The 26227-nt window shown below is 63.5% G+C and carries 27 protein-coding genes, 3 pseudogenes and 4 riboswitches; of the genes and pseudogenes, 16 read left to right on the plus strand and 14 right to left on the minus strand.

Annotated elements, in window-relative coordinates; genetic code table 11:
• The first annotated feature begins 2 nt into the window (after nucleotides 1-2).
• Nucleotides 3-410, plus strand: coding sequence for a fluoride efflux transporter CrcB (gene crcB, locus MKK53_RS00610; RefSeq protein ID WP_313901516.1), 408 nt, complete (start codon nucleotides 3-5; stop codon nucleotides 408-410).
• Between the two features lie 181 nt (nucleotides 411-591).
• On the opposite strand, the gene MKK53_RS00615 is transcribed toward crcB, so the two are convergent.
• The 6 genes and pseudogenes from MKK53_RS00615 to MKK53_RS00640 form a co-directional block, all read right to left on the minus strand.
• A complete protein-coding gene (locus MKK53_RS00615) occupies nucleotides 592-765 on the minus strand; it encodes a hypothetical protein (protein ID WP_164891448.1) in 174 nt (57 codons plus the stop codon).
• Between the two features lie 15 nt (nucleotides 766-780).
• Nucleotides 781-1008, minus strand: a pseudogene (locus MKK53_RS00620) (inorganic diphosphatase); the annotation flags it as partial.
• A gap of 99 nt (nucleotides 1009-1107) precedes the next feature.
• Nucleotides 1108-1170, minus strand: a riboswitch (Fluoride riboswitch).
• A 40-nt stretch (nucleotides 1171-1210) separates the two neighbouring features.
• Entirely contained in the window at nucleotides 1211-1552 is a 342-nt protein-coding gene (locus MKK53_RS00625; RefSeq protein ID WP_127993422.1) for a hypothetical protein, read from the minus strand.
• Nucleotides 1553-1624: 72 nt separating this feature from the next.
• Nucleotides 1625-2920: a phosphopyruvate hydratase gene (gene eno / locus MKK53_RS00630; RefSeq protein WP_243925887.1), complete on the minus strand. Its 1296-nt coding sequence runs from the start codon at nucleotides 2918-2920 to the stop codon at nucleotides 1625-1627.
• 214 nt (nucleotides 2921-3134) lie between these two features.
• A complete protein-coding gene (locus MKK53_RS00635; protein ID WP_127993424.1) occupies nucleotides 3135-3527 on the minus strand; it encodes an exopolysaccharide production protein YjbE in 393 nt (130 codons plus the stop codon).
• A gap of 170 nt (nucleotides 3528-3697) precedes the next feature.
• Nucleotides 3698-5500 carry a methanol/ethanol family PQQ-dependent dehydrogenase gene (locus MKK53_RS00640; RefSeq protein WP_127993425.1) on the minus strand — a complete coding sequence of 601 codons (1803 nt, stop codon included), beginning with the start codon at nucleotides 5498-5500 and terminating at the stop codon, nucleotides 3698-3700.
• Between the two features lie 637 nt (nucleotides 5501-6137).
• Nucleotides 6138-6209: riboswitch (Fluoride riboswitch) on the minus strand.
• Between the two features lie 171 nt (nucleotides 6210-6380).
• A riboswitch (Fluoride riboswitch) is annotated at nucleotides 6381-6453 on the plus strand.
• Nucleotides 6454-6476: 23 nt separating this feature from the next.
• Here MKK53_RS00640 and MKK53_RS00645 point away from each other — a divergent pair.
• From MKK53_RS00645 to MKK53_RS00660, 4 genes are read left to right on the plus strand one after another with little or no spacing between them, the layout of a single operon-like run.
• Entirely contained in the window at nucleotides 6477-7910 is a 1434-nt protein-coding gene (locus tag MKK53_RS00645) for a voltage-gated chloride channel family protein (RefSeq protein ID WP_127993426.1), read from the plus strand.
• A 17-nt stretch (nucleotides 7911-7927) separates the two neighbouring features.
• On the plus strand, nucleotides 7928-8311 hold the full coding sequence (locus tag MKK53_RS00650) for a DUF190 domain-containing protein (RefSeq protein ID WP_243925889.1): 384 nt from the start codon (nucleotides 7928-7930) through the stop codon (nucleotides 8309-8311).
• A 58-nt stretch (nucleotides 8312-8369) separates the two neighbouring features.
• Nucleotides 8370-8807: an EamA family transporter gene (locus MKK53_RS00655; protein WP_127993428.1), complete on the plus strand. Its 438-nt coding sequence runs from the start codon at nucleotides 8370-8372 to the stop codon at nucleotides 8805-8807.
• A 53-nt stretch (nucleotides 8808-8860) separates the two neighbouring features.
• The gene (locus tag MKK53_RS00660; protein WP_127993429.1) at nucleotides 8861-9277 is read left to right on the plus strand and encodes a MucR family transcriptional regulator; all 417 of its coding nucleotides are present in this window, start codon (nucleotides 8861-8863) and stop codon (nucleotides 9275-9277) included.
• A gap of 19 nt (nucleotides 9278-9296) precedes the next feature.
• On the opposite strand, the gene MKK53_RS00665 is transcribed toward MKK53_RS00660, so the two are convergent.
• Entirely contained in the window at nucleotides 9297-9905 is a 609-nt protein-coding gene (locus tag MKK53_RS00665; RefSeq protein ID WP_127993430.1) for a hypothetical protein, read from the minus strand.
• A gap of 102 nt (nucleotides 9906-10007) precedes the next feature.
• Here MKK53_RS00665 and MKK53_RS00670 point away from each other — a divergent pair, with 102 nt between their 5' ends.
• From MKK53_RS00670 to MKK53_RS00685, 4 genes are all read left to right on the plus strand, one after another.
• Nucleotides 10008-10568 carry a Chromate resistance protein ChrB gene (locus tag MKK53_RS00670; RefSeq protein WP_127993431.1) on the plus strand — a complete coding sequence of 187 codons (561 nt, stop codon included), beginning with the start codon at nucleotides 10008-10010 and terminating at the stop codon, nucleotides 10566-10568.
• Between the two features lie 19 nt (nucleotides 10569-10587).
• Nucleotides 10588-11376 carry an endonuclease/exonuclease/phosphatase family protein gene (locus tag MKK53_RS00675; protein ID WP_243925891.1) on the plus strand — a complete coding sequence of 263 codons (789 nt, stop codon included), beginning with the start codon at nucleotides 10588-10590 and terminating at the stop codon, nucleotides 11374-11376.
• 217 nt (nucleotides 11377-11593) lie between these two features.
• Nucleotides 11594-11656: riboswitch (Fluoride riboswitch) on the plus strand.
• A gap of 179 nt (nucleotides 11657-11835) precedes the next feature.
• A complete protein-coding gene (locus MKK53_RS00680) occupies nucleotides 11836-12447 on the plus strand; it encodes a hypothetical protein (RefSeq protein WP_127993433.1) in 612 nt (203 codons plus the stop codon).
• Between the two features lie 64 nt (nucleotides 12448-12511).
• The gene (locus MKK53_RS00685; protein WP_127993434.1) at nucleotides 12512-12718 is read left to right on the plus strand and encodes a hypothetical protein; all 207 of its coding nucleotides are present in this window, start codon (nucleotides 12512-12514) and stop codon (nucleotides 12716-12718) included.
• A gap of 52 nt (nucleotides 12719-12770) precedes the next feature.
• On the opposite strand, the gene MKK53_RS00690 is transcribed toward MKK53_RS00685, so the two are convergent.
• Nucleotides 12771-13427, minus strand: coding sequence for a hypothetical protein (locus MKK53_RS00690; RefSeq protein WP_243925893.1), 657 nt, complete (start codon nucleotides 13425-13427; stop codon nucleotides 12771-12773).
• 294 nt (nucleotides 13428-13721) lie between these two features.
• Between MKK53_RS00690 and MKK53_RS00695 the strand changes: the two genes are divergently transcribed.
• The gene (locus MKK53_RS00695) at nucleotides 13722-15401 is read left to right on the plus strand and encodes a type IV secretory system conjugative DNA transfer family protein (protein ID WP_127993436.1); all 1680 of its coding nucleotides are present in this window, start codon (nucleotides 13722-13724) and stop codon (nucleotides 15399-15401) included.
• A gap of 162 nt (nucleotides 15402-15563) precedes the next feature.
• On the opposite strand, the gene MKK53_RS00700 is transcribed toward MKK53_RS00695, so the two are convergent.
• Genes MKK53_RS00700 through MKK53_RS00710 form a run of 3 tightly spaced genes read right to left on the minus strand, consistent with a single transcriptional unit; the run spans nucleotide 15564 to nucleotide 17357 of the window.
• Complete coding sequence (locus tag MKK53_RS00700) at nucleotides 15564-16139, minus strand: hypothetical protein (RefSeq protein ID WP_243925895.1); 576 nt, start codon at nucleotides 16137-16139, stop codon at nucleotides 15564-15566.
• Between the two features lie 4 nt (nucleotides 16140-16143).
• A complete protein-coding gene (locus MKK53_RS00705; protein WP_127993438.1) occupies nucleotides 16144-16950 on the minus strand; it encodes a chromosome partitioning protein in 807 nt (268 codons plus the stop codon).
• 5 nt (nucleotides 16951-16955) lie between these two features.
• Nucleotides 16956-17357 carry a hypothetical protein gene (locus MKK53_RS00710; RefSeq protein WP_243925898.1) on the minus strand — a complete coding sequence of 134 codons (402 nt, stop codon included), beginning with the start codon at nucleotides 17355-17357 and terminating at the stop codon, nucleotides 16956-16958.
• Nucleotides 17358-17781: 424 nt separating this feature from the next.
• On the opposite strand from MKK53_RS00710, the gene MKK53_RS00715 reads away from it, so the two are divergent.
• Nucleotides 17782-18075: a hypothetical protein gene (locus MKK53_RS00715; RefSeq protein WP_127993440.1), complete on the plus strand. Its 294-nt coding sequence runs from the start codon at nucleotides 17782-17784 to the stop codon at nucleotides 18073-18075.
• Nucleotides 18072-21023: a MobF family relaxase gene (gene mobF, locus MKK53_RS00720; RefSeq protein WP_127993441.1), complete on the plus strand. Its 2952-nt coding sequence runs from the start codon at nucleotides 18072-18074 to the stop codon at nucleotides 21021-21023. The genes MKK53_RS00715 and mobF overlap by 4 nt, the downstream gene beginning before the upstream one ends.
• 90 nt (nucleotides 21024-21113) lie before the next feature.
• On the opposite strand, the gene MKK53_RS00725 is transcribed toward mobF, so the two are convergent.
• Nucleotides 21114-21410: a hypothetical protein gene (locus MKK53_RS00725; protein WP_206614632.1), complete on the minus strand. Its 297-nt coding sequence runs from the start codon at nucleotides 21408-21410 to the stop codon at nucleotides 21114-21116.
• A gap of 13 nt (nucleotides 21411-21423) precedes the next feature.
• Between MKK53_RS00725 and MKK53_RS00730 the strand changes: the two are divergent.
• From MKK53_RS00730 to MKK53_RS00740, 3 genes and pseudogenes are all read left to right on the plus strand, one after another.
• A pseudogene (locus MKK53_RS00730) lies at nucleotides 21424-21600 on the plus strand (MFS transporter); the annotation flags it as partial.
• 154 nt (nucleotides 21601-21754) lie between these two features.
• Nucleotides 21755-22840: an SAVED domain-containing protein gene (locus tag MKK53_RS00735; protein ID WP_127993442.1), complete on the plus strand. Its 1086-nt coding sequence runs from the start codon at nucleotides 21755-21757 to the stop codon at nucleotides 22838-22840.
• Between the two features lie 14 nt (nucleotides 22841-22854).
• Nucleotides 22855-24231 (plus strand): nucleotide-binding domain-containing protein, encoded by a 1377-nt coding sequence (locus tag MKK53_RS00740; RefSeq protein ID WP_243925900.1) that lies wholly within the window; start codon nucleotides 22855-22857, stop codon nucleotides 24229-24231.
• Here the strand turns inward: MKK53_RS00740 and MKK53_RS00745 are convergent.
• Nucleotides 24228-24458 carry a DUF4113 domain-containing protein gene (locus MKK53_RS00745; protein ID WP_127993443.1) on the minus strand — a complete coding sequence of 77 codons (231 nt, stop codon included), beginning with the start codon at nucleotides 24456-24458 and terminating at the stop codon, nucleotides 24228-24230. The two genes, MKK53_RS00740 and MKK53_RS00745, sit on opposite strands and share 4 nt — an antisense overlap.
• 41 nt (nucleotides 24459-24499) lie before the next feature.
• Entirely contained in the window at nucleotides 24500-24916 is a 417-nt protein-coding gene (locus MKK53_RS00750; protein WP_127993444.1) for a hypothetical protein, read from the minus strand.
• Nucleotides 24917-25018: 102 nt separating this feature from the next.
• On the opposite strand from MKK53_RS00750, the pseudogene MKK53_RS00755 reads away from it, so the two are divergent.
• Nucleotides 25019-25461: pseudogene (locus tag MKK53_RS00755) on the plus strand (DUF1810 domain-containing protein).
• The last annotated feature ends 766 nt before the right edge of the window (nucleotides 25462-26227 follow it).

A 26227-nucleotide genomic window follows, 5' to 3' on the forward strand; every position in this document is an offset into this window, starting at 1 on the left:
CAGTGAAAGGGCAGACCGTGGGCTTTGTAATTGTGTTTCTGGGGGCGGGGATTGGCGGTGCGTTCCGCCATGGAGTGAGCCTCGCGGCTCCGCGTCTGCTGGGGAGCGGAGCTTTTCCCTACAGCACCTTAAGCATCAACGTGCTGGGCTCGTTCCTGATGGGACTGATCGCGGAGTATTTCGCGATCAAGTCCGGCCTGCCGATGCAGCTTCGGTTGTTTCTTACAACCGGCATCCTGGGCGGTTTCACCACCTTCTCGGCGTTCTCCCTGGAGACCGCCCTACTGTACGAAAAAGGTCAGGCCGGCGCGGCCTTCGCTTACGCGGTCGGCTCGGTGATCCTGGCGGTTGGCGCCCTGTTCCTCGCCCTGATGCTGGTGCGCGCACTGGTCAACGGCGGCGCCGCATGAACCTGGCGTGGCTGGGTGGTGGGACCCGGTCGATGTACCCGGCCGCAACAGCCATGGCGGCATGCTGACCGACTTCGCCCTGCCGAACTAAGCAGCGGCACGGCAGACACGACCTGAGGATGCGCGCGCGGGAGACCGGATCCACGTCTTTTGCTTCGTGCTGACGGCGGAGGTCGGCCCGCTACCAGGACACCAGCCAAGCGATCGCGAGCGCGATCACAATAATCACTGCGGCGATCACCAAGGGGTGTCCGAGCTTGGTTCCCGGTCCGGCCTTACGCTGCCGCTCCAGCCGCTGCAGGTCGTCCATGTCCTGCAGTTCCGGGTCGGTTTCCTGTGGGGGTAGTTTGATCATCGTGACCTCCCGGGCCTAGCGCAGGGTGAGCTGGTGCTGATGCCGCGCGTGGGCTGCGGCGATCAGGGACCGGGCTTCGTCGGCGTCCGCCCAGCCGGCGATCCGCACCCACTTACCGGGCTCCAGATCCTTGTAGTGTTCGAAGAAATGCCGGATCTGCTGCCGGGTGATCTCGGGCAGGTCCGTATAAACCTGGATGCCGTCGTAGCGTCGGGTCAGCTGCGCGGCGGGAATGGCGGCAAGGTTCATGGCTGCAGGCTCCCGGGCGGGGCCAGGCGGCAACGCGCATTAGAAGGTCCGAAGGGACGGCACGGGGACAAGGCACACTCCTATCGTGCATTGGCAACGACAGGAGTCATCAGCCCCAAGGGCGGTTATCCGGGAGACCCCATTCCCTGACTAGAACCTAGCTTGATACGCGGTCGGATCAAGCGCCAGACTGCACCTAGGCGCCAGTTGTGTCTCCAGGCCTGTGCGTTTCCCAGATCTGGCGGAGCGATGCGCGCGTTTCATCGAGGATAGCCGTGCGGTGCTTGTACCACCGCTCCAGGACGGCATCGGCCTCCTTTGCCGTCTGACAGCGGGAAAGATCGATCGAGAAATCCGGGTCGTAGCGCTCGGCGGCGGTGAGGGCATCGTAGCCCTGCTCGCGGACGGCCCGCAGCGCCTCGATCATGGGATAATCCGGTGTTGAAGGCTCTGTGCCTTCAGAGCTGACGCCGCGCGCGGTGAGCCTCGTGCTCGACCGCGTTTCCGGATAGAGCGTTTCGCGTGTGCTTTTGCCCATGATGGTCTCTCCGGGACCAGTCCGGCCCGCGGGTGCGGAGCCGCGATTTCTGGCGCCAGCTGGTCCAGCCACTCACGCGCGGCGGTAACGCGCAAAAGGGTTTTCGAAGCGGGCGCGGGGGCCGAGTTCGGCCTCGATGGCGAGCAGGCGGTTGTACTTGGCCAGCCGCTCGCCCCGGCAGGGGGCGCCAGCCTTGAGCTGGCCACTGCCCATGGCCACCGCAAAATCGGTCATGAAGGCGTCGGTGGTTTCCCCGGACCGGTGAGAGATCATCGTCGCCCAGCCGGCCTCGCGGCATAGGGTGACGGCATCGATCGTCTCCGTCACGGTTCCGATCTGGTTGAGCTTGATCAGCGCCGCGTTGCAGGCGCGCTCCGCGATGGCTTTCGCGATGAAGCGGGTATTGGTCACAATCAGGTCGTCGCCCACCACCTGGATCCGGCTACCCTGCGCCGCCGTCTGAGCGACGAACCCGGCCCAGTCATCCTCTCCGAAGCCATCCTCGATCGACACGATCGGCCACCGGTCGATCCATTGTCCGTACAGAGCCAGAAGGGCGGCCTGATCGAGAAGGCCGGTTTTGGACCGGGCGAGGTCGTAGCCTCCCTTTGTTGCGAAGGAGGTCGCCGCAGGATCGATGGCGATGGCGACATCGACCCCTGGCCGGTAGCCGGCCCGCTCCGCCGCCTCGACAATCAGGGCGAGCGCCGCTTCGTTGTCGGACAGCGCCGGCGCGAAGCCCCCCTCGTCGCCTACGGCCGTGCCCAGGCCGCGCTCATGCAGGATCTGGCGGATGGCGGCGTAGGTCTCCGCGGCGCAGCGCAGCGCCTCTGACAGGCTTGTCGCGCCGACGGGCACCAGCATGAATTCCTGCACGTCGAGCGAACTGTCGGCATGCAGGCCGCCATTGAGGACGTTGAAGCACGGCATCGGCAGCAGGGTGGCGTCATTCCCTCCAAGATGGGCGTAGAGCGGCTGGCCAGTGGCCTGCGCGGCCGCCCGCGCGACCGCCATCGATGCGCCCAGCAGTGCGTTGGCGCCGAGCCTGGACTTGTTCGGGGTGCCGTCGAGGGCAACCAGCGTGCTGTCGACCAGCTTCTGATCGGTGGCCTCGCACCCGCGCAGGCTCGTCGTGATTTCCCCCCGGACGGCTTCGACCGCCTTCAATACCCCCTGGCCGCCATAGCGGGCGGGATCGCCGTCGCGCTTTTCAACCGCTTCGTTGGTCCCGGTGGAGGCGCCCGAAGGCACGGCCGCGGTCGCCGTTACGCCACTTTCCAGGATGATCCGGACTTCAAGCGTAGGCCGGCCGCGCGAGTCGAGGATTTCAAGGGCATCGAGGCTGCGGATGGCGGTCGCGGCAGACATACAAACTCCGATTTCGAAAGCTCTCTGCAGAATACGATCAATATTTACTTCGGTAATTTTCTCGCATTGACTTAATTCATCGATTGAAGATTTGTATACCATCCCCGTAAATCCGGACACCCGGCCGTGAACGGTCTGGCGGGACCGGAACTGAATATCTCATACCGTCCCGCCAGCATTAAACAACAGGTTCCACAGATGGAATGCCTGTGGATCAGCAACCATCATCCTTCTCAGCGGCGGTCGACGTAGCACTGGCATTGTTCATCGCGCCAACCGTGCCAGGCGAGGCAGGTTGCTGGCCGCCAGCCAGGTTTTTGGCTGCTGGATCGGTGCTGTTCGACTTGGCAGGCTGACTTGCCGCCTGCTGGCCGGTTGTCTGCGTAGCGCCGGCATTATTCATCGCGCCTACAGTGCCGGGAGACGCGGGCTGGGCGCCACCCGCCAGGTTTTTGCTGGAATGATCAACATCAGAGCTTTTCGCGTTTGATGCATGTTGATCAGGGCTTTTGGGCTTAGCTGTGCCGGTATTGCATGGCGCGGCCATGACCGTTCCAGTCGTGAAAGCCAATATGGCGATAGCGGAGATCCAACGCTTCATCGACATTTCCTCTCGCAATTGCTTTTACATGCAAGATAACCCTCCGTGCTCGGACGCTGTTCCTGCACATCGTTTGAGGACGCCTGATTTTATGGGTCACGTCGCTTGACGAACGCGAGATGCCGGCGCGGAAAGCCCGCGCCGGCACGATCTTTACAGGCTGGCCTTTAGACCGATTAATTCGGCAGCGCGAAGTCGGTCAGCGTGCCGCCGAGGTTGGTGTACTGAGCCAGACCTGCGTAGCCGCCCACCGCGCCGAGGCCGGCGTTCGGGTCGGTCAGGCCGGCCGCAAGGCCGATGCCAGCCCAGCCGCCAACGCCCGAGAGCACGGCGATGTGCTGCTTGCCCTTGTGCTGGTAGGTGATCACGTTGCCGATGATGCCCGACGGAGTCTTGAACTTCCAAAGCTCCTTGCCGGTCTTGTCGTCGACGGCCTTGATGTAGCCTTCCAGAGTTCCGTAGAACACCACGTCGCCGGCGGTGGCCAGAGCACCGGACCACACCGAGAACTGCTCCGGATCGGACCAGACGATCTTACCCTTCGTTCCATCCCAGGCGATGAAGTTGCCCATGCCGCCGTGCGAGTTCGGGGCCGGGTACATCGAGAGGGTCGCACCGACGTAGGGCTGGCCCGGGGTGTAGGTCACCCGGAACGGCTCGTAGTCCATGCAGACGTGGTTGGTGGGCACGTAGAACAGGTTGGTCTTCGGCGAGAAGGCCGCGGGCTGCTGATCCTTCGACCCGAGAGCCGCCGGGCAGATGCCCTTGGAATTGGTGTCCTCACCGTTCTGCTCAGGAGCATACTTGGCATTGACGAGCGGACGGCCGTACGTCTTCGAGTCCTTGTCCATGTCGACCTTGGACGCCCAGTTGACCGCCGGGTCGAACTTTTCCGCCACCAGGAGGGCGCCGGTCTCGCGGTTCAGCGTGTAACCGAAGCCGTTACGGTCGAAGTGCGTCAGGAGCGGCTGCTCCTTGCCGTCGACCTTCTGATCCGTGAGGATCATCTCGTTGATGCCGTCGTAGTCCCACTCGTCGTGCGGGGTCATCTGGTAGACCCACTTGGCGACGCCGGTATCCGGGTTACGCGCCCAGATGGTCATGGACCAGCGGTTGTCGCCCGGACGCTGCTTCGGGTTCCAGGTCGAGGGGTTGCCCGAGCCGTAGTACATCAGGTCGAGCTTGGGATCGTAGGAGTACCAGCCCCAAGTGCAGCCGCCGCCGGTCTTCCACTGATCGCCTTCCCAGGTCTTCAGCGAGGAGTCCTTGCCGATTGGCTTGCCAAGGTAGGTGGTCTTCTCCGGGTCGACGAGCAGTTGATCGTCCGGGCCCTCGGAGTAGCCGCGCCACACCCGCTTGCCGGTCTTCAGGTCGTAGGCGGTGACGTGGCACTGTACGCCGAACTCGCCGCCCGAGATGCCGACGATGACCTTGTCCTTGACCGGCAGAACCGTCGCGGTGTTGGTGGCGCCGGCCTTCGGATCGCCGTTCACGACCGACCAGTTGACCTTGCCGGTCTTGGCGTCGAGCGACACGAGGGTGGTATCGGCCTGGTGCAGGATGATCGCGCCGTCGGCGTAAGCCAGACCACGGTTGACCGTGTCACAGCACATGACCGGGATCACGGCTGGATCCTGCTTCGGCTCGTACTTCCAGAGGATCTTCTGCTCGTGGTCGAGATCGAGGGCATACACGATGTTCGGGAACGGCGTGTGCACGTACATGACGTTGCCGATGACAAGCGGCGCGCCCTCGTGGCCACGCAGCACGCCTGTCGAGAACGACCAGGCGACCTGGAGGTCCTTGACGTTCTTCGTGTTGATCTGATCAAGTTTTGAGTAGCGGGTGTTCGAGTAATTCTTGCCGGGGAACGCCCAGTCGTTGTCGTTATCCATCATTTTCATGAGGTTTTCGTTCGCCAACGCCGGCAGCAGCGTTGCGGCGTAGGCCGCAGTGGCGACAAGGGCCATTTTCTTCATGCGTGTTCCTCCGTCCTGACGTCCCTGGCCCGATGTTGGCGTGGCCATGCGTCGTCTTAGGCGTCTTTGCCGATCCCGCAGACACGGCATTACAAGCACAGCTCCAGGAACGAGCGATGCATATCTAGCGAAGCGCCGATGGATTACAATAAGATTCTTCTAAGTGCGACAGTTTTTTCAGTCGATCGAAATCTTATACTTTCATTTAGGCATGACCAAGCCTCCCGGAAAACTATGTAGTTTTCAGGATCAAATAAATACTGATTTTTTAAAGACCAAATTCCTTGTTTTTATAGCCGAAGTCGCAGATATCAGCCTTGACTCACGGTTTTCCAAGGTTAGGTTCGGCCTTGCAAGGGTTCTCCCCTTGTTTGCGATAGACTGGGATCTGGCGAACGTCTTAAGTTACCGCTCGGGAGGTTCGCCGGGTGCGGCGGGGTCTTCGGACCTCGCCGTTTTTTGTTTATGAGCACGCGAAAAAGCGTGCGCAGATCTGCGCACGCTGAAGCGGCTTCAGAGCGGTAATGGGTGGGATCGCATCAGCACGCAGCTCGTTCAGGACCCCCGCGAGGGGATCAGGTTACGGACGTGCGCATGCCGGGAGTGGGAAAAGCATAGCCCTACCCGCGCCCGGAAGCGCTCGGTAGGAGCTATCGTCCCGGCCATAGGGGCCAGGCAGTTGTCGGGGAGCTCCATCCCCATCCCACGTTTGGGAACGTGGCCTAATCCGCGGCAAAGGTCAATTCGACAGGCACGGCCTGCCCGGCTTGTCCGCAGCGTCTGCACCGTCAGGAACGTCGGGATAGTGGTGTGCGGTGCGGCATGATCGTCCCCGCCGCTCTTCGAAGGTGCTTGACGGGGGTCGCAGGCTTCACTTAAGCTTTTCCTTGGCAATGGAATCTGCCAGGCCTTTGAGGCCGAACCGCCTTCGGGCTAATGACTCCTACCTTTTGCGGCGTCGCAACAAGGGGGAGTCATGCGCGCAACGTTCCAAAATCTTTTCTCAACGCTCAACGTTGCCGCCTTCGTGCGCACACGGCACGCTCATGCCGTCTCCGTTATCCGCTGGATCCTTGCCCTGATCCCCATGGCGGCGGCAGTCGGCACCCTATGCGCCGCGTTCCTGTACAGCCTCGACGTCGCGACCCAGGCCCGGTTCACCTACCCCTGGCTGCTGTTCCTGCTCCCGGCCGGCGGCTTCGCCGTAGGGTTGCTCTACCACTGGGTCGGCCAATCGGTTGAAGGCGGCAACAACCTCATTGTCGAGCAGATCCATGAGCCCGGGGGCGGCGTGCCCCTCCGCATGGCGCCGCTCATCTTCCTTGGCACGGTCGTCACCCACCTGTTCGGCGGCTCGGCCGGGCGCGAAGGAACGGCCGTTCAGCTCGGCGGCAGTCTGGCGAGCGCTGTCGGAAAGATCTTCCGCCTCGACTCGTCGAGCGTGCGGATCATGCTGATGGCAGGGATCGCCGCCGGATTTGGCGCGGTGTTCGGCACACCGCTCGCGGGCGCCGTTTTTGCGATGGAGGTGCTGGCAGTCGGTCGGGTCGAGTACTCCGCCCTCGTGCCCTGTCTGGTGGCCGCCCTCGTCGGCGATTGGGTCTGTCAGCTCTGGGGCATCCATCACGGCGTCTACCGCATCGACTACCTGGCGGCCACGACCGGAACCCACCTGATCGAGCCGCTGCTGCTGATCAAAGTCGCCGTTGCCGGCGTTGCCTTCGGTCTTGCAGGCCTGCTGTTCGCCGAGGCCAACCACATACTCGGCGGCTGGTGCAAGCGCACGATTTCGTTCGGACCGCTCCGGCCGGTGGCGGGCGGCCTGGCCGTCATCGCCCTGGTTTATCTGTGCGGCACCCGCGACTATCTCGGCCTCGGCGTGTGGTCGGCGGATCCGCACGGCCTGACGATCGCCAGCTTCTTCGGCCCCGACGTTTATCCGTGGAGCTGGGCGCTCAAGATCCTCTTCACAGTCGTCACGCTTTCCGCCGGGTTCAAGGGCGGCGAGGTCACGCCTCTGTTCTTCATAGGCGCAGCCCTCGGTAACGCGCTTGCCGGCGCACTCGGCGCTCCGGTCGATCTCATGGCCGGACTCGGCTTCGTCGCCGTGTTTGCAGGGGCCGCGAATACGCCCCTGGCCTGCACCCTCATGGGGATTGAGCTGTTTGGTGCAACCCATGGCGTCTACATCGCGGTCGCCTGTTTCCTCGCCTACATCTGCTCCGGCCACAGCGGCATCTACCTGTCGCAGCGCATCGCCGTGCCGAAGGTCGCGGTGAACGGCGCTGTGATCCACGGCGCTACGTTGCGGCATGTCCGGACCATCCGGGCCGCGCGCACGCCGCCGTCCCCCGTCGTCTCACCCCCTCAAACTGAAACGGAGGAATCATGCCCCATACCCACCACGTGACCCCCAGTGAGATCGGCATGCTCCGCATCTATCTGCGGCGCGGCGACAAGAGCGGTCCCAGGACCGCGCGCTCTCTGTGGGGGGCCAAGCCGCTCTACCGGGAACTCGTTCAGACGGCCAAGGCGGACGGGCTGATGAACGCGGTCGCTCATCCGACGCAGTATGGCTACAGCAACCATGGCCCCGTGCGCGAGGACGGATCGGAGACGGTCGACCCGCAGCTGACGGTCTGCGTCGAGGTGATCGGCCACCGCGAGCAGCTCGAACAGTTCTGCCGCCGCCACGGCGACCTGCTCGGCGGAAAGGTCATCGTCTACAAGCACCTGGAGCACTGGAGCATCACCCCGGCAGGCCTCGCGCACGAGGACGCGACCCCCCAGGAATTGGCGGTCACGCCGTGAGCGGCCCGACACTGCGTTCCGGCGGCGAACGCCGGGATGCCCCTTGGGCGGGGCTCCGATGGTAGGCCTGTTCGCGGCTTGGCAATTCTGGGCCCCGCTCTCGGCCGGATTTGCCGCCCTGACCGCGATCTTCGCCAAGATCGGGATCGGGAACATCAACTCGGACTTCGCCACCTTCATCCGGACCGTCGTGATCCTCGTCGTCCTGGGCGGGATCCTGACAGGCACCGGGCAATGGCAGGCCCCCGGATCGGTGTCGCGCCGGACGTACCTGTTCCTGGTGCTGTCTGGCCTGGCGACCGGCGGCTCATGGCTTTGCTACTTCCGCGCTCTGAAGCTCGGTGATGCGGCGCGCGTCGCACCCATCGACAAGCTGAGCGTGGTCCTCGTCGCCGTGTTCGGCGTGCTCTTCCTGGGCGAGCATCTGGCAGCCCCGAACTGGGTGGGCATCGTCCTGATTGCGGCTGGCGCGATCCTGGTCGCCTACAAAGTCTGAGGCGCACGCCGGACGCCGTTTCAGCCAGCCTTACCTCTCGAAGGAGTCCAAGATTGGTAGACGCAACAGAGCTGACCAGTGCGGTCGTGGCCGCATACGTCAGGAACAATTCCGTTCCGGTGGCTGAACTGCCGGCGCTGATCGCCACCGTCCATGGCGCCATCGCCGGACTTTCAACGGCGGGGGCCGCCGATGCGCCGGAGGCACCGAATGAAAAACCGAGCCCAGCCCAGATCCGCAAGTCGATCCAGCACGACGGGATCGTCAGCTTCATCGACGGCCGGCCCTACAAGACCCTGAAGCGGCATCTGACGAGCCACGGCTTCGATCCGCGCAGCTACCGGGCGCGCTACGCGCTGCCGGACGACTACCCGATGGTGGCCACCGCCTACAGGGAGCGGCGCTCAGCCCTGGCCAAAGCGATCGGCCTCGGTCAGCCGGGCATGATGGTGCAGAAGCGCCAGACCTGAAGGGCGGGATCCACCGAAATCAGGCGCTCCCCGCCAGCACGGCCAGCCGCAGGAAATAGAGGCCATAGGCTGTGACCATGACGGCGGCGATCCCGTCGAGGACGTAGGGCGGCACGCGGCGGAACACGCCGGTGCCCCGCAACGTGATCCCCAGAAGGGCGATGACCGCTACGCCAATGGCGACCCCGAGGGTTGCGGTCGCCGCGCCCTGGCGCAGTGAAACGCCCAGCCACACCACGAGGATTTCCAGGCCTTCGGCGGCGAGAGCCCAGGCCGCCACGCTGATCCCGCCCGCGTTCAGCGGCAGCGCCCAGCCAGTGCCGATGGCGCGGGGTTCACTCCCCTGTGTGTCTTTGAGGCCGGTGATGAACTCATAGGTGAGATACAGCCCGAAGCCGAGCAGCAGCAGGGCCGACACCCAATCCAGCCAGTGCAGCGCCACGCTGTAGGCGGCCACCTGCAGAACCGCGGCCAGAACCGCGACACCGAAGCCCCCGAGGAATGAGCCGAGCGCCACGCTGCGCCAGCCGAACCGGTACGACGCTGCCGCGACGACGGTGGCGGCGATGAACAGCTCCGTGAACGTCACCTGGAAGGTGATCAGACTGCCGATCCAGGACAAGGCCATACGCGTAACACTCCTGCAGCGACGCGTCGGCCCGCGGAAAGACCGCATCGACCATCATCGTCGCTCTTGATATGTAACCACCGTTACATCTATATGACCCGCATGGCTACAGAAACCTGGTTCCTTCTCACCTACAAGGTCCCCACCGATCCCCCGCGGCGGCGGGTGGCGCTCTGGCGCAAGCTGAAGAGCATGGGTGCGGTCTACCTGCAGAACGGCGTCTGCCTGCTGCCGAAGACCGACGAGCATCTGCGTGCGCTGAAGATCCTGGAAAATGAAATCGCCGCGATGGCCGGCGAGGCGGTGCTGCTGGAGAGCGTGCCGCTCGATCCTGGCCAGACCGACAAGGTGATCGCCCGGTTCCGAGCCGACCGCGACGAGGAATACCGGGAGTTTCTTGGGCGCTGTGCGGATTTCGAGGCGGAGATCGCCAAGGAGACCGCCGATCAGCACTTCACCTATGCCGAGCTGGAGGAGAACGACGAGGACCTGAAGAAGCTCAGGACCTGGCTCGAAAAGATCCGCCGGCTCGATTTCTACGGCGCCACCCTGGCCGGCGAGGCCGCTACCCGCCTGAGCGGCTGTGAAGTGCTGCTCGACACCTACGCCCACCAGGTTTTCGCCGCCCAGGACGAGAACCGGGGCAGCCCGGACGATCTCTGAGGAGCCGCTTATGCGCGTGATGTCTTACAATACCCTGTTCGGCGGGTTCGACGGCAGCGATGACCGACGCCGCAACGATCAGCTGACGCTGATCCACAACACCGACCCGGACATTCTGCTGATACAGGAAGCGAAGGGCTACACCGCGTCCGGTAGCGCGTTGCTCTACGCCACGGAGCAGGCGCTCGGCCGCCGGGGCTTCGTCGCCGAGGCGCCGATCACGGGTCAGCACACCGCGATCTTCCTCAAGCCGGAACTGCAGCCGCTGTCTTTCGAGGCCGACGCGGCCCACTTCCATCATGCCGCTGCGATGCTGCGGTTTCGCGTGCCCGGCTACGCCCAGCCATGGACTGCGCTCAGCGTTCATCTCTGTCCGAACGGCACCGAAGTGCGGCTGCGCGAGGCCAGCTACCTGGCTCAGCATGCCATTGATGACGCGCTCGTGCTCATCGGTGGCGATTTCAACTCCGTGTCGCCGGCAGACGCCGAACCGGATGGCCTTGATGGCCTCCCGGCGCGCTTCCGGACTCGTTACGCAGGCCCGGATGGCCGGGCGGACCGGCGCACGCTCGCGCTGCTGCTGCAGGCCGGTTTTACCGATGTGGCGGTGAAGCTGGAGGGACACGGCGTGCCGACCGTGCCTGGCGCCGGGTTCAAGCACACCGAGTTCGTTCCGTTCCGGTCCGATTACCTTCTGGCCAGTGCTGCACTCGCGCAGCGGGCGAGGACCTACAGCGTCATCCGCTCGCCGATCACCGACGCAGCCTCGGACCACTATCCCATCGTCGCCGAGTTTGGAGAGGATTGATGCCCTGGTTGAGCATCGCCGGCCTGTTCGCCGTGCCTGCCGCCGCGGCCGTAATGATCATCACGACGCCCTCTCCGCCGTGGCAGGCCGCGCGGCCACAGACACAGGCTCCTGCGCGGTGAATGCCGACATCGCCGGCAGCGGGATGGCAATGAGGTCGACGCTTTCTTGCCTCGAAAGTCTTTGACCGGCCACAACCCCGGCTCTAATCTAATTGCCGTGTGATGGGGATGGAGCTCCCCGACAACCGCCCGTGAGGGCTGATAGCTCCTGCTGCGAGGGCACCGAGATGCCCGCTCGCGGCGGGAGTGCGCCCAAGCAACCCGCCGTCAAGGCGGGTTTTTTGTTGCCTTTCGGTCGATCAGACGAAGGGTGGCCCATGACTGTTCTAAAAGATCCCGAGCCAAATACCTGGATCAGGTCGAGAAAATGGATCTATAGCGCAGCGGCGGTGCGGACATGACGGAAGCATCATGGCTGGGCGCGGTTATCAGCTTCCAGGTGACTTTTAATAAGCTGTTCATCGCGGCCACGGTGCTGATCGCAGGCGCCTACCATTTCGGCTGGCGCAGCCTGCTGCTGGGCGGTCTCTTTGGAACAAGCGCCGTAGCTGTTCTGGCCTGGGGACTAGAGGCGTTCGCCAGTCGTTACGCGCTGCAGGCGCTCGACGGCCTTTCGGCCGCGCTCCTGCTCACGTTCGGGGGCTATCTCCTCTGGGAATTCTTCGAGGGGCTGGGAAGCTGGGAGCTTGATGGGACTCTGCCGCTGCGGCGGGACAGCGGCTGGTACAGGCCTGTGAACCTGACTGGCGTCAACATCGGCGCCTGCGCGCTGATCACCACGGGCCTGAAGATCCTCGTCGTATGGTTCGGGGTTGCCCTGCGGGAAGGCGCAAAACCCGCGACGCTCGGAGTTCTGGTTGGCGCGACGCTCATCAGCGCACTGGCTGTAAGTCTCGGCCGGACCGGCATCTTCCGGTGCGTGCCTGGGTTCCTATGGGACGGCAGCGCGGCGTGCCTGGTGATGGCCTACGGCTCCAATTTTCTGGCCCTGGCGCTCGTCGTCAGCTGAGCGCCGCTATGCCGCCTGCTGCGGCAAAGAAGGCGCCTTGTTTCAGCAGACAGGTGATACATCCATGGATTTTTCCGACCCTAAGTTCTGGGCCTTCATTGCCTTCGCAGTGCCAGGCCTGCTCGCACCGGTCGCAATCGCGTGGTGGAAGGGCAGCGGCATCGGCGTGATTGCTCTCCTCAGCCTCGTGTTCTGGCCTGGCGCTCTCATCCTGGCATTACGGCTTCCGCGCCAGCCAGAGAAACATACCTCGTGGAACAGCCCGCATTGAGCTTGCGCGCTGTCCTTTAATCGCCCGTAGCGCCAGTGCGTCCAGTACGAATTTATGCTTCGTAATTCACATTCATATTCTGGTGTTCTTGAAGAAATCTATTAAGAGCCTTACTTTTTTCGAATTGCCTGCAGGTTTTGAACATGGCTTTCCAACGTTCATATAAACTCGTGCCGCAGAATGTAGTCAGTATCGTTGACGGCATGACTTTATAATCTCCCATGGTGTATTTAACTGATCCAATTTTCTGATTTATAATGTCGTAATTAACGTTCAAAAGTTCCAAGAAATCATCATACCTTTGTTCGTTCCCGTTATTTACAATCATCTCAACTATTCTTTGAGACAAATCACTGGGGCTGTCTATGTAATAATTTGTCCCAAATGCGCGAGAGGCCTCCATAATTGCGGCTCTGTGCTTCTCGTAATTTGATTGTCCCAGAAGTTCGTATTCGGCCAAAAAAGGAGCTAAGGATGCAAAAAGTTGCGTCTCAATATCGGCATCAAGGATATTCTGATAATCTGGATGAACCAAAAAACCGCTACGCTTAAGCTCTGCCCCTCCAAACACAAAATGTCCTGCGATTAGGCGGCGGTTTGTACAAGCCGAAGCTACCGCCACCGCAGACAATATAACGCCGTCGCGCCCTCTAAGGAAGTTACGTGCTTCTTCGGGATGATTACGAAAGTAAGCTGAATCAATAGGCATTAGTTCTTAAACTTTCCTGCCGCCAAATTTTGGGCCTTCGATCAAAGGCTGTATAAATCCCAGGTTTATAGTCCTCGTTCCATCTGACGTATCAAATTTCACAGCGCTCCTTACGGGCTGTTATGATTAATATACACAAACTATTTTTGTTGATGGCGATGTAACCTGCGCTTGTGTCAAGCAAATTACAAAGGGTCAACATCACTTGCGAGAGTGTCCATGTTGGGCAAATCGCCTCAGATGGATCGATCCTGAGTTGATGTTATTCATCTTTCACTTATCAGCCCCAACCCCATGCGCTTGATTTCCGCGGTCATCATCACGTTTCTGTCGGCCTACTTGGCCGCAGGATTGATCCAGCATGGGCTTGATCCAGAACTTTGGCCGAGCAACGTGACTCGCCCCGGTGTGTGGCTTGGCATGCTGCTGTCATGGCAAGCAGCCGATGCGCTCGCCACGCCTTACCAGATGCTGATTGGCCGCGCGCCCGAGTTCGCGAATGGCGGCTGGTCACTGACCACTCTCCTCGCCTTTTCGCCTTTCCTCATCTTGTTCGGATTTCATCTCCTGCGGCGCGCCAAACCCGAACAGAAGCGGGACACTTCCGACCTGTTCGGCTCGGCCCGCTTCGCCACCACGGCCGAGCGCGGTCGCCTCCGCGATGGGCTCGAACTCGGCCGCGATCCTGAGACCGGGCGTGCCGTGCGTGTGGCCGTGCAAGGCACACTCGTCACCATCGCGCCACCGCGCAAGGGTAAGACTTCGGGCCTGCTCATCCCCAACCTCGCTTTCCCCGAGCCGCAGGGTTGGGGTGGACCCGCCGTCGTGTTCGACCCCAAAGGGGAGGTCTACCGCTCCGTGGCCGCACGGCGCCGGGCTCTCGGCCGCCGCGTCGTCTGCCTCGACCCCATGGGGCTGGCCGGCGGCACCGACCGCTGGAACCCACTTCAGGGCCGAGATCCTGATGATGTGCTCTACCTCCAGAGCACCGCGCTGGCGCTCCTGCCTGAGGCCACCGGTGACGGTGAGGCCACTGCCTACTTCCGCAACCGGGCTGTCGACCTGATCACCGGCGCGTTTCTGGTTGCGCTACGTCGGCCGAATGCGTGCACAGTCGTGGAGGTCCAGGACCTCCTCAGCGCCGAGGGCCGTTTTCGCGGCCTCCTACAGCAGTACCTCACACACTGGCCCGAGCCCGCGGCCTACGCCGCCCTGGAGATCCTGGAGGCCGATCCGAAAACTAAGGACCCAATCAAATCCACGGCCCTGCAGGCGTTCCAGTGGCTCGCCGACCGGCGCCTGCGCGACCTCGTCGGCGACTCGACCTTCCAGCTGTCGGAGCTGTCCACCGGTACCGTTGATCTCTTCGTGGCGGTGCCGACCGAGTATAAGGCGGTGCTTGCGCCGCTCCTGCGCTGGCTGCTGTCCGACTTGTTCGCCTCGGTGCGTCGCCACCGCCCGGCCGAGCGGTTGATGATCTTCATCGACGAGGCTGCGGTACTCGGACGGTTCGACGCGCTGCTGACCGCGGCGGGCGAGCTACCGGGCTACGGCGCTAGCCTGTGGACGATGTGGCAGGATCGCGCACAACTCGTCGGGCTCTACGGCGAGGCCGGAGCGGACGTCCTGCTCAACACCGCCGAGGTTGTCACCGTCTTCGACGTTCCGGCCGTCGATCCGGATGAGACCGAGCGCTGGTCACGAGCGATCGGCGACTACACTGCCCTCGTCGAGACTCGGACGGTCCCGACCGGCGATGCCAAGAGTACACCGTCCACGACCCGGGCCTCGCAGGGCGCACGTTTGATGACCAAGGAGGCGCTGATTGCGATGCCGGGCGACGAGCTGCTGGTGTTTCCCAACAGCGGCGGCCACACGCGCCATCCATTGCGCCTGAAGAAGACGGTCGCGCATACCGATCCGCGCTTCCGCAAGCTGATCACCTCCGTCCCGCCGGTCGGCCGGACGCGGTGAGCCGGGAATGCCACCACGCAGGCGCGGCCGTCATTTGGACGCGCTTTGGCTGATATTGAAAACGCGACTGCCGCGGCGATAGGATCAATCCTCCGAACCGCAGTGGCCTACAGGAACGCCGCATGTCTGATGCGAGTGGCGACAGGTCGGGAGACCCGGACCTCAGCGTGATGGTCTGGAGCGGGTTTGCAGCCAATCTGACGGCACACGGGTCGCGGCATAGCCCTCACCTGTGCGCCAGTCGCGCAGCTCAGCCACACCGTCGGCATCACGCATCAGCGCGTAGGCGCGCCCCGCCACGAGGCGGTCTCCAGCAGGTCGCCCATCCGGCATGACCCAGGCGGTGGTCACATCCCGGTCGCCCCGCACTTCGACCCAAGAGATTGGCGTATGGCGGTAGGCCAGGACCAGCGCGAGCAGGAGGCAGAGCGCGAGCAGAGCGTCACGAGTGAGCCGGCGCGCATGGAACGGCAGGCGCCCGCGCCAAATCGCGATGCGGCTAGCATGGCGCGGCGCGGACCGAGTCGCAGACTCCGCTTCGTCGGACCGGGCGCGGATCGATAGCAGGAGCTCGCGCCGATGTTCGGGCAAGAGCTGTGCTGCATCCTCCTCCAAGGCCGCGAACCGCTCATGGATCGGGCGGGTCTTAAGCCGGGTGAGCGCGGCGCGACTGTCTCGCTCGAACCCGGCTGCAGCCTCGCGCGCGGCGCGGTCGGCCCGCGCGAGGCGGGCACGCACGTCCTCAGGCGTTGCGGGCACGCTTGCTCCCCCCTGCCGGCGTACCGGGCCGGCCTTCGACCGGTGCCTCGTCGACCAGCCAGAGGGCCGCCGGCTTGACTGCCTCCATCACGGCGAGGCGAAAGGCGGTGAGATCGCGCAGGATCCGTCCAGCCTGGGCTGGTGAGGTCTGCTTGACCAGACTCGCTCGATCGAGCCGTCCGACGCCGCGCAGCTGACCGGCCGCCAACACTCCGCGCGTCTCATCCTCCAGCTCGAAGGCGCGCAGGTGTGTGACTGCCGCGTCGCCAACCACGCGCTCCAGGATCGTCGGGTCGATCGCGCCGCGCACGCCGTTGGCTACGACGAAACGGGCGCCGGTCCAGTCTCGCGCGGCCTGCAGCAGCTTGCCCGCATCCGCGAGCGAGCCAGCCTCGGCGGCCACCACCACCACGAGCCCGAGCTCGATCCCGGCCTTGCGCAGCTCCGGCGCCTCGTCCTTCAGAATGCCGAGCAGGCTCGCCGATGTGTTGGCACCGATGTCGATGAGGGTGGGCGCCGCAACCTCGTGGAGCGCGTTGATCACGTCGTCGAGCTCGGCTCGCGCGGCCTTGCCGCCACTGGCTTCGATTGCCTCGCGCGTGGCCCGCATCTCGAAGTAGCGCACGCTGCCGGGTTCGTTGGCGGCCGTCGCTTCCCTAAACTCCGTCAGTCGGTGCACCGACTCGATCTCCAGGATCGGGGCGTCCGGCACCGCTTCTGCTAGGCCGCGGGTCACGGTCGATTTGCCGACGCCGCCAGTTTCCTGGGCGACGAGGAGAACACGGGGCATGGGTGTCAGTCCTTCTTGAACAGGTGGCTGTGCTTCTCGGCCTGCAACCGCCGGATCTCCGCCTCCGTGAGCGGTGCGTCCGCGGCTGATGGGCTTGGTGTCTCACGATCCGGACGGAGTTCTGGTGCGAGCCGCGACGACCGCTGAGCCGAGCCGATCGGGGCCAGCACAGATTGCGGGGAGGCCGGCCGATCGGAGCGGGCTGCCCGTGCCGCCGTCCTGGCCTCGCGGGCGACGGCCTGCCGACGCACGCTGGAGATGATGCCGGTGAGATTGCGCCCGGTGATCGGTTGGCCGTCGGCGGTGGTGAACCCCTGCGCCGTAAGGCCGGCCGCGACCGCGTCCCAGGTCAAGCCGCCGGCCTGGAGGGCGACCAGGGCGTCGAGGTGGTCGCGCACGGCGTCCATCAGACCTGTGGCGGGCCGACCGCCCGGAGCACCCGCCTTTCGACGGCTGCCGGGGGTCGCGGCGGCGTCACGGGCGAGGCGGCGTAGGTCGAGGCGCGGGCGCTGGGCCATGGCGACGCCGTAGCAGAGCGGGGCTTGCCAAGGCGTGCAGCCGATCGCTCGAATGCCGAGGGCGACGGCAAGCCGACGTTAGGGTCCGGGTGAGCCCGGTAGCCTACGGTAGAAGACGGCAGCAGTACGGTAATGTGTACGGCAAGGAGAGAGGTATCACACCATACGCACTGAAGTGCTCTCGCCCCAGTTCGTTAACTCTGGATGCGCACGGCTCTCGCCGAGCCGCACCCTCGCATGCCAGGACCAGCCGCGGCAACGGAGCCGCCGGGCTCGGCCCTGCTTGAGGGCGTTGCAATCCCAGATTGGTGCCATGCCCCAGGACGTCAGCTTCAGTGTCAGCCTTCCGCCTGAGGTCGCCACCGCCTTACGCCAATCCGCGGCTGAGAGGGGCTGGACGCCCGAAAGCCTGATCGGCGACTGCGTGGCGCAACACTTGGAGGTCGCCACCCGTCACCGCGTGCTGGTCGAGCGGCTGGAACAGGTCGATGCTGCAATCCTGGCAATGGCTCAGTCAGTCGGCGAGCTCGGCGCCGATGCGGACGCGTTCGAGCCGGGCAGCCTGTGCCGCTACCGGCCAGTCAAAGGAGAGGCGTCGGTGCCGTGACCGCCTCCCTGCAGCGACTGCGGCCGGGCTCGGACGCGGCAGCCTATTACCTGACCGAGAGCCAGGACGAGGCCCGGCCGGATCGGCGAGAGGCATACTACCAAGCTGAAGGCGAGGGCACCTGGTGGTCGACGGGTGAGAGCGTGGTGCGGCACGGAGCGACCGTCACCGGCACGTCCTTCCGAAGCCTATGCGCCGGACTTGATCCGAGTACGGGCAAGCCGCTGGTGCGCGGGGCCGGTGCACAGCATCAGTCCGGGACCGACTGCACCCTGACGCCGGCCAAGGCGGTGAGCGTGCTTTGGGCAGCCGGCAGCCCTGAGCAGCGCGCCGAAATCGAGGCCGCCCATCGCGCTGCGGTCGAGCAGGCTTTGGCCTTTCTGGCACGCGAGGGTTTGGTCGAGGTGCGCACCGGGGCGGGCGGGGTCGAGCGGCACCGGCCGAGCGACCTGATCGTGGCCCGCTTTGAGCACTTCACCACTCGGGAGGGTGATCCCAACCTGCACACCCACTGTGTAATCCTCAACGTTGCCGGCGCACCTCGAAGCTCCACTTCTAGTAGATACAAATCGCTGTCCCACCTTACGGTTGATCCGGCCCGACTGTTCGAGCAGCAGCGCGGCCTTGGGGCCGCCTACCGAGCTGCGCTCAGCCAGGAGCTGCAGGTCCGGTTCGGCTTCAACTATCGCCCGGCCGGCCAGGGTCAGTGGGAGGTCGCCGGTGTATCGGACGCACTGCTCGCAGCCTTCTCCAAGCGCTCGGCTCAGATCCTGGAGCGGGCCGGGCCAGGCGCAACAAGCGCCCAGCGCGAGGTGGCGGCGCTGGCTACGCGGCGCGACAAGGCCGAGCTGCCGAGCGGGCCCGAGCTGGAGGCGCGCTGGCAGGCCGAACTCGGGGCTATCAGCATTGATCCCTGGCAGGAGGCTCTGCGGGCGGCACAGGAGTCCGACTCGGGCCGGGCGCACGGGGCCGATTACGCCGAGCAGGAGGTGGCAGAACCCTTCGACCCACCCGAGATCGCCGGCGATACGCCCGTAGCCCGTGCCGCCTCGGCCCTATTTCGGCACGAGAACGTACTAAGCCGTGCGGCCCTGCTGCAGGCAGCCCTGGAGGAAGCCTCACTGCGCGGGATCGGGATCGGGGCGGTCGAGGCTGAGCTTACAGAGCTGGAACGCGATGGCCAGCTCGTGCCCTTGAGCCCGGTCGCGCTCGAACGCAGTCAGAATGCTTTCTGGACCAGCCCGGGCCTTGCCGCCTGCGAGGCGGCCCTACTGCGCGCGGCCGAGCGGCCCGGAGAGCGGGTGTGGATCGCGCCTGAGTCAGTGACCGCTGCGCTGGCTGCCGCCCCCCATCTCAGCCCGGAGCAGGCCGATGCGGTGCGCCAGGTCGCCGGATCAGATGGCGTCTCGATCCTCGAGGCCGGAGCAGGCACAGGCAAAACCACCACGGCGCAAGCCCTGGTTTTTGCCGCAACCCGCAGCAAACTGCGCGTGATCGGTCTGGCACCTTCCTGGGTGGCCGCAGATGAGCTTGCCCGCTCCGCCGGCATCCCGGCGCAGGCAATCGCCCGCTGGCGCTATGTCTGGGCTCGGGAGCAGTCTGAGGCCAGGGCAGGCGCTGCAAAAACCAAGAGCGGCTCGCTCGACCAGGATACCCTGGTTCTGGTCGACGAGGCCGGGATGGTCTCGACGCGCGACCTGGAGGCGGTCCTTAGCGCGACCCGGCAGGCAGGTGCCAAGGTGGTACTGATCGGCGATCGACGCCAGCTCGCGTCGGTCGGTGGTGCATCTGCCCTGCGAGCGGTCTCCGAGGTGGTCGGCCGTGCGGGCGTACTCGGCGGGGTTCGGCGCCAGACGGTGGACTGGCAACGCGTCGCCTCGATGCTCATGGCGGGCGGCGATGCCGAGGCAGGTCTGCGTGCCTACGCCGCCAACGACCGGGTCGAGTTGATCTCCGGGACTGAGGCCGCCCAGGCACGGACAATCACGCTTTGGTCCGAGGCACGAGCACGCCACGGTGCGGACGCACTGATGCTGACACGTCGGAACGCCGATGCAGCAGCGCTAAACCTGAAAGCCCGTGCCGTATTGCGGACAGAGGGGAAACTGGGCCCCGATCTCGTCAATCTGCCGGCTCGGGATCGTGCGGACAGGCCCGCCGTTCTCGCCCTGGCGGTCGGGGACTCTTTACGCTTCGGTGAGAGCCTGCCGCACCTCTCGATCCGCAACGGCAATCGTGCCCGGGTCGAGAGCATCACCACTGATCCAGACGGGCAGCCCCGGCTGCACCTCGTGCTGGAGGACGGACGGGTGCTCGCCGCGCCCTGGCAGCAATTGGCACGAGAGCCGCGGTTCGGTGGCAAGCCGCCCCAGCCTAAGATCATGCATTCCTATGCCGGAACTGTGCACGCTGCACAGGGGCGAACGAGCGCCTCAGCGGTGATGCTTATGGCGGCATCGACTGACGCACGCGAGGTTTATGTCGGCCTGACCCGGCATCGGTCGGATGCCCGGGTGGTAGTGGAGCGCGACCGCCTAGACGCCCTGTGCCGGCAGCGCCAAGCTGATCCACGCCTGCCAGCGAGCGCGACCGCCGTGCTAGAGCGGCTGTTTACGGAGGCGAGGGTCTTCAGGGAGAAGGCCAACGTCGCAGATTATGCTGCTGACCGGATCGCGTTCGTGCGCGACGGGACCTTAGGCTCGCCCGAACAAGTCCAGGGCGGCCTTGATGTCGCCCGCGCGGTCCGAGCGGCCCACGCTTTGCGCGTGACCCTCGTCAGGCTCGGGCCAGACCGACTTATGGTACCGGCTTGGCGACTCTTCGATGCCGAGAGGCGCCGGCAGCTCATCCATTCCTCGGCCGCTCACACACGGCACCTCGTTGCAAAGGTTGCCGGCCTACTGGGCCGCTCCGGGCCGGATCGCGAACACAGCGGGATCGAACGCTGAGAAGCATGGGCGAGCCGCTTCGTTGCGGTCACAGGCTTGTAAAACAAACGGTCGTTTTCTGGACATCGCCTCAACGAGGACCTGCGGGTCTCAAACGACCAGAGTTAGAAGCTCCGCGCGATCAGCAGGCCCTGCGAACCCCAGCAGCACCGTCGCGGCTGCGGCACTCGCCTGCCGGTCGAGCTGTTGATCCGTAAGTTCGCCGGCCGTCCAGAACGACAGCACCCCACGAAAGGCGATCGCGAGCTGATCGGGCAGCACAGCAAGAGCCAGAGCGCGCGTTTCCGGATACAGGCCGATGCCGGCGGCAAGGGCCTCCGCCCAAAGGGCTCTTGAGTGTCCCGCCACGCTGCCTGGTTCATCAGTAGGTGCACCGATCGCGCCCATGACCGCCCGGTTGCGCTACCCGCTGGTGGTCGGTCGCCTGGCCCGGCCGGGGCTGATTGCGCAGGCGCTCGCCCCGCCGGCCGGCGCGTTCGTGCTGACCCATGCCAGCCCCGATGCCCTGTGGTGGCTGTTGCTCGCCCTTAGCCTCGCCAATCTGGGGCTGGTAGGGGCGCTGTGGCGGGTGCGGTAATCGCCCTCTCGATCTTTCGATGCTGAGCGCACGCGCTTAGGTTGCATTTCATGGAACAAAACATGCACGCGCGATTTGACGGTGTTAGATAATAAGCCAGGCCATTGCCCCCGCTGGGACGATAACCAATGGCAAACTGGGGGACCGATCTACGATGATGAAGTTCATCAGCCGCCTTTTTGGAAAAGGCGATGACACCGACAACCTTCCTGGTGGTCCTTACCGGGTTGTTGGTGGCGCACTCATCTTAGGTGGTATTGCTGTTGTCTCCCCCGGCTTCCGAGATGCCTTGCTTGCCTATCTGAACAACACTTGGAAGCTAGGGCTTTCTCTAGATGCTCCATGGTGGATTGGTCTTCTGCTCATTGGTCCCGGCATCATCCTGTTCGTCTTAGGCTTCATCAGGGATCGCGATGGAACCAGCAAGGGTCAGTTTGTGGCGATCCGCCACCAGTCATTTCAGCCCCTGGCCGCAAATCTGCCCTCTGACACGCTCCCGGCGCGGATGCGGCGGAGGAAAGTCCAGTTTTACGACTGCGATCAATCCTCCTTCATGAACAGCCAACCGGTTGATCCGACCGGCGCCGTCCGCCTGCAGGAGAAACTTGCGCAACACATTGCCGGCGTCCGCCGCAGCGATCCGGATGCGGCTCTTGGCTACTACGGGATCGTGCACATACCGTTCCAGTTCCTGGCCGGCTGCAGCATTTCGACGTTCCCGGAAGTCGCCCTGTTCGAGCTGAACAGAAACGACAACAGATGGCATGAGCTTAAAGCCGGTGATGGAGCAACCCTCGAGCCAAAGCTTACTCGGGTTTCTGATCCAGCGAACCCCAGTGCCGCCGTTATGCGGATTGAAATCAGCTACCCTGTAGCTCCCGCCGAAGTCGCGAAAATCATCCCTGGTCCTTATCGGGAATATACCCTTCGCATCGAAACACCGGCTATCGATAAGGTCACGCACTACGGTCAAGTTCACGCTATATGCAAGCTGTTCCGCCAAGCGCTTGATGAGATCCACAATGAACTAGATAGCAGTCTTCCGGTCCATGTCTTCTACTCAGGCCCGGTAAGTTTAGGCTTTAGCCTCGGACGGCAAATCAGCCGAACCATCCACAATCGTGTTTTCGTCTACAATTATACCTCGCAGAACAACCCAGCATACGCATGGGGCGTCGATGTTACGCGCGACACGCCTCCGACTGAAATGGTCGTCAGACCAACACTTGTTGTCCCCTGAGGTGCGCAATGTGGATGTTTGATCTCACAGCTGATTTTCAGGTTTTCTACGATACGCATGTTCGTCTGGGCACAACCCGCCGGAACGATCTTGCCGCAAAACGTGACCTCAATCTGACGCGCCTGAACGCTGGACTGGACGATCTGGCTGCGGAGACCGGGCTACCGCGACCCTATCCAACGACCTGGTACAACCAGGGCAGCTACGCGATGCACACCCTCAACCAGGACCCATCAGACACCAACGATTTTGATATTGATGTTGGACTGATCTTCAACAAAGACGATCTGCCGTCTGATCCGCTGAAAGCACGCCAGCGCATCGCGGACGCACTTGCCAAACGCTGCACAAACTTCACCCAGGAACCGACGGCAAAGAAGAACGCGGTGCGGGTCGCGTATGCCGATGGGTACCACATCGATTTTGCGATCTATCGCACCTACACGGACGCCACAGGCACCTTGCACACGGAGCATGCGAGTACATCCTGGAAGCCGCGCGATCCAATGGCGATCAATACTTGGTTCAACAAGTGCGTAACTGAAAAAAGTCCCAAAGCTATGCCGGCTCTTGGGTACTACCCCAAGGTCAAAGACGGGCAGTTCCGGCGCATCGTCCGCTTTCTCAAATGGTTCTCCCGTTCACGCGTCTCATGGAGCTTGCCCGGCGGGCTTATCGTGTCCACCCTTGTGGCAGAGGTCTACGTTCCGAACGATGCCCGCGATGATCGGGCGCTTTACGATACGATCATCGCGCTCAAGAACCGCCTTAACATTCATACCAAAGTCTACAACCCGGTTTCCGGCAATGAATTTACGGAAAACACTGAGATACTGAGCCAAGTTAAGCGCCTGAAAACGCAGATCAACATGGCGGCCACGAAACTCAGTCCGCTGTTCGATCAGGAAAACTGCACGCGCGACAAGGCCCGCTCCGCCTGGGATTGGGTTTTCAACCATTCGTTCTGGGCAGACAAGGAGAAGGTGACGAAGGCCGCGCTGGATGAGGGGATGACGGCGTCTGCCCTCATGCCCTACTTCGTTAAGATCAAGTGCGAGCTGGCCAGTAAACAAGGTGGTCAACCCTATCGCACGTATGCGAGCGGCGGTGGGATTTTACAGAAGAACGTGCATCTTAGATTTTCGGTGGACGGCACCAATGTCCCGCACCCGTTCCTAGTCACCTGGGAAATTCGTAACAGCGGTGACGAAGCTTCAGACGACAATGCGCTGAAACACTCAAGCCCGCCGAGCAATGACTACACGCATTGGACGAGCACGGCCTACAAGGGTAACCATCAGATGATATGCACAATCACCAAGGGGGGAGCTGTCGTCGCGCAGACGGCACATCTGGTACGAATTGCGCCTGGAAAGTGGTGGCGTCGTTAGACCGCCAAGAGCTCACCACATCGCGTTGTGTACCCCTGGGACGGGTACTCCGCCCGGAGCTTCCATGGGCGATCCTGCCCGCTGCAGGCGAACCGCACGCGGTCGCGCCCGTAGCGGGCATTGAGCTGGTCCACACAGTCCATCAGGCGTACCCGTTCGGGCTGATCCGGCCGCAGGAACAGCGAACCCTGCACGCTGTCGGCCTGGTGCAGATCGAGGAACAGCACCCCGCACTTCTTATAGCGGAACCCGGGTCGGTAGATGCCTTTCAGGCCCACAGCGCGGCGCGGATCAGCCGGCCGGTGTCGCTGGTGCCGATCGTCAGCCGGACGGGCCGGGTCGCGTAGTACTGGGCGTCCTCGGGCTTGTGCCGATTGGTCGTGACCATCACGACCACGGAAGCGGTCGCCAAGTCCTGCCGGCGCATTTTCTGCGCGGCGTAGGAGGTGTAGGCGGTCAGCGTCTCGGCCAGCTCGGAAAATCCTTCCACAGCCTTCCCGAAACTTCGGCTGCAGCAGATGGTTTTGCTCTCCGGACTGTCCTGTTCGAGGTCCACACAGGGTGTCCCCTGCAGCTCCAGGACGGTTCGCTGAAGGACCACGTTGAACCGCTGGCGGATCATGGTGGGGTCCACATCGCGCAGCTGGAGAGGGGTGGTGATCCCGATCTCCGCCAGACGCTGCATGAGGCGATGGCGATGATCGTCAAGGGTTGGGGGCCGCTCTGGCAACAGGGCGGCCTTCGCTCATGGTGGGACCTGCGCCGCCCCCTCCCCCGTTATGCCGGCATGGACGATCCCTTCGACCTGGCCCGGTTCGTCGAGGCGCAGCGAGAAGCTATGACCAGGCGCTGCAGGAGCTGACGGCGGGGCTCAAGCGCAGCCACTGGATGTGGTTCATCTTTCCGTAGATCGCCGGCCTTGGGTTCAGTGCCATAGCGCAGCGCTACGCGATCAGTTCCCTCGACGAGGCGCGGGCCTATCTGCAGCACCCGGTACTGGGCGAACGCCTGCGGACCTGCACGGCGGCGGTGAACGCGGTTGCCGGCCGCTTGGCGCATGCGATCTTCGGCTCGCCCGATGACGTGAAATTCCGGTCCAGCATGACCCTCTTCGGGCGAGCGGATCCGGCCGAAACGGCGTTCCGGATGGCGCTGACGCGGTACTTTGACGGGCAGGAGGATCCACGGACCCTCGAAAAGCTGGCAGCTCTGGGCGGAAGCAAGCCCTGAAAAGCGCAAAGCCGCTTTTGCAGAAATACGATTTTCCGGGGTAGTTACCTGCTGAAGCCGCTGCCTGCCGGTCATCGTGGGTGCGGGAAAGCTCGCCCCAGATTCACGCTGGCCCGGCCGCGGGCATGGTCCACCTCGAAGCGCGGCATTTCCTTCTCCTGTGGGATATGCGGTCGCCCTGCGACCGCACCATCATTCCACCACGCTCTGCGTGGTGACAAAGCCTCTCAGGAGGGCTGTGAGCGGTTTTAAGGGGCTCAGCCGTAACGCTGTCGGTTCTGCCGCCCAGAACGCTTCCTGAGGCCCCACAGGCCGGTTCTGCCACTCACATACTCGGAGAGCCCATCTTTGGTCGCCGTCAGGCGACCACCATCTGGAATCGAGCCGCCGGAGGCGGCTTCCGTATCGGGTGGGGGAGCGGGTTTCCGCGAAGCGGAAAGGGGCGGGGTTTCCTTGTCGAAATCGCTGACTGGAGATTCTGACAAAAATGATTCGGGCAAGTTGGCTGCGCCAGAAAGGTTAAGAGCGCAAGCGGATAGTTTTCCACCCGCGCAGTGTTTTAGATAGTTTTCTAGGTTTTAATAAGTTTTAGCGTTTTTGCGCTCGCGCTGCTGACAAAAATCCCCGTTCTTTTACAGCGGCTTAGCGGTTAACGGAATTGGTGATGTACGGTGCTCGGATTGGCGATGTACGGCTTGTCATTGGTGATGTACGGGATGTCATTGGCGAAGTACGGGTTTTGATTGGTGAAGTACGGTCCTGACAA

It is taken from the genome of Methylobacterium sp. J-076 (assembly GCF_022829405.1).
Taxonomy (GTDB): domain Bacteria; phylum Pseudomonadota; class Alphaproteobacteria; order Rhizobiales; family Beijerinckiaceae; genus Methylobacterium.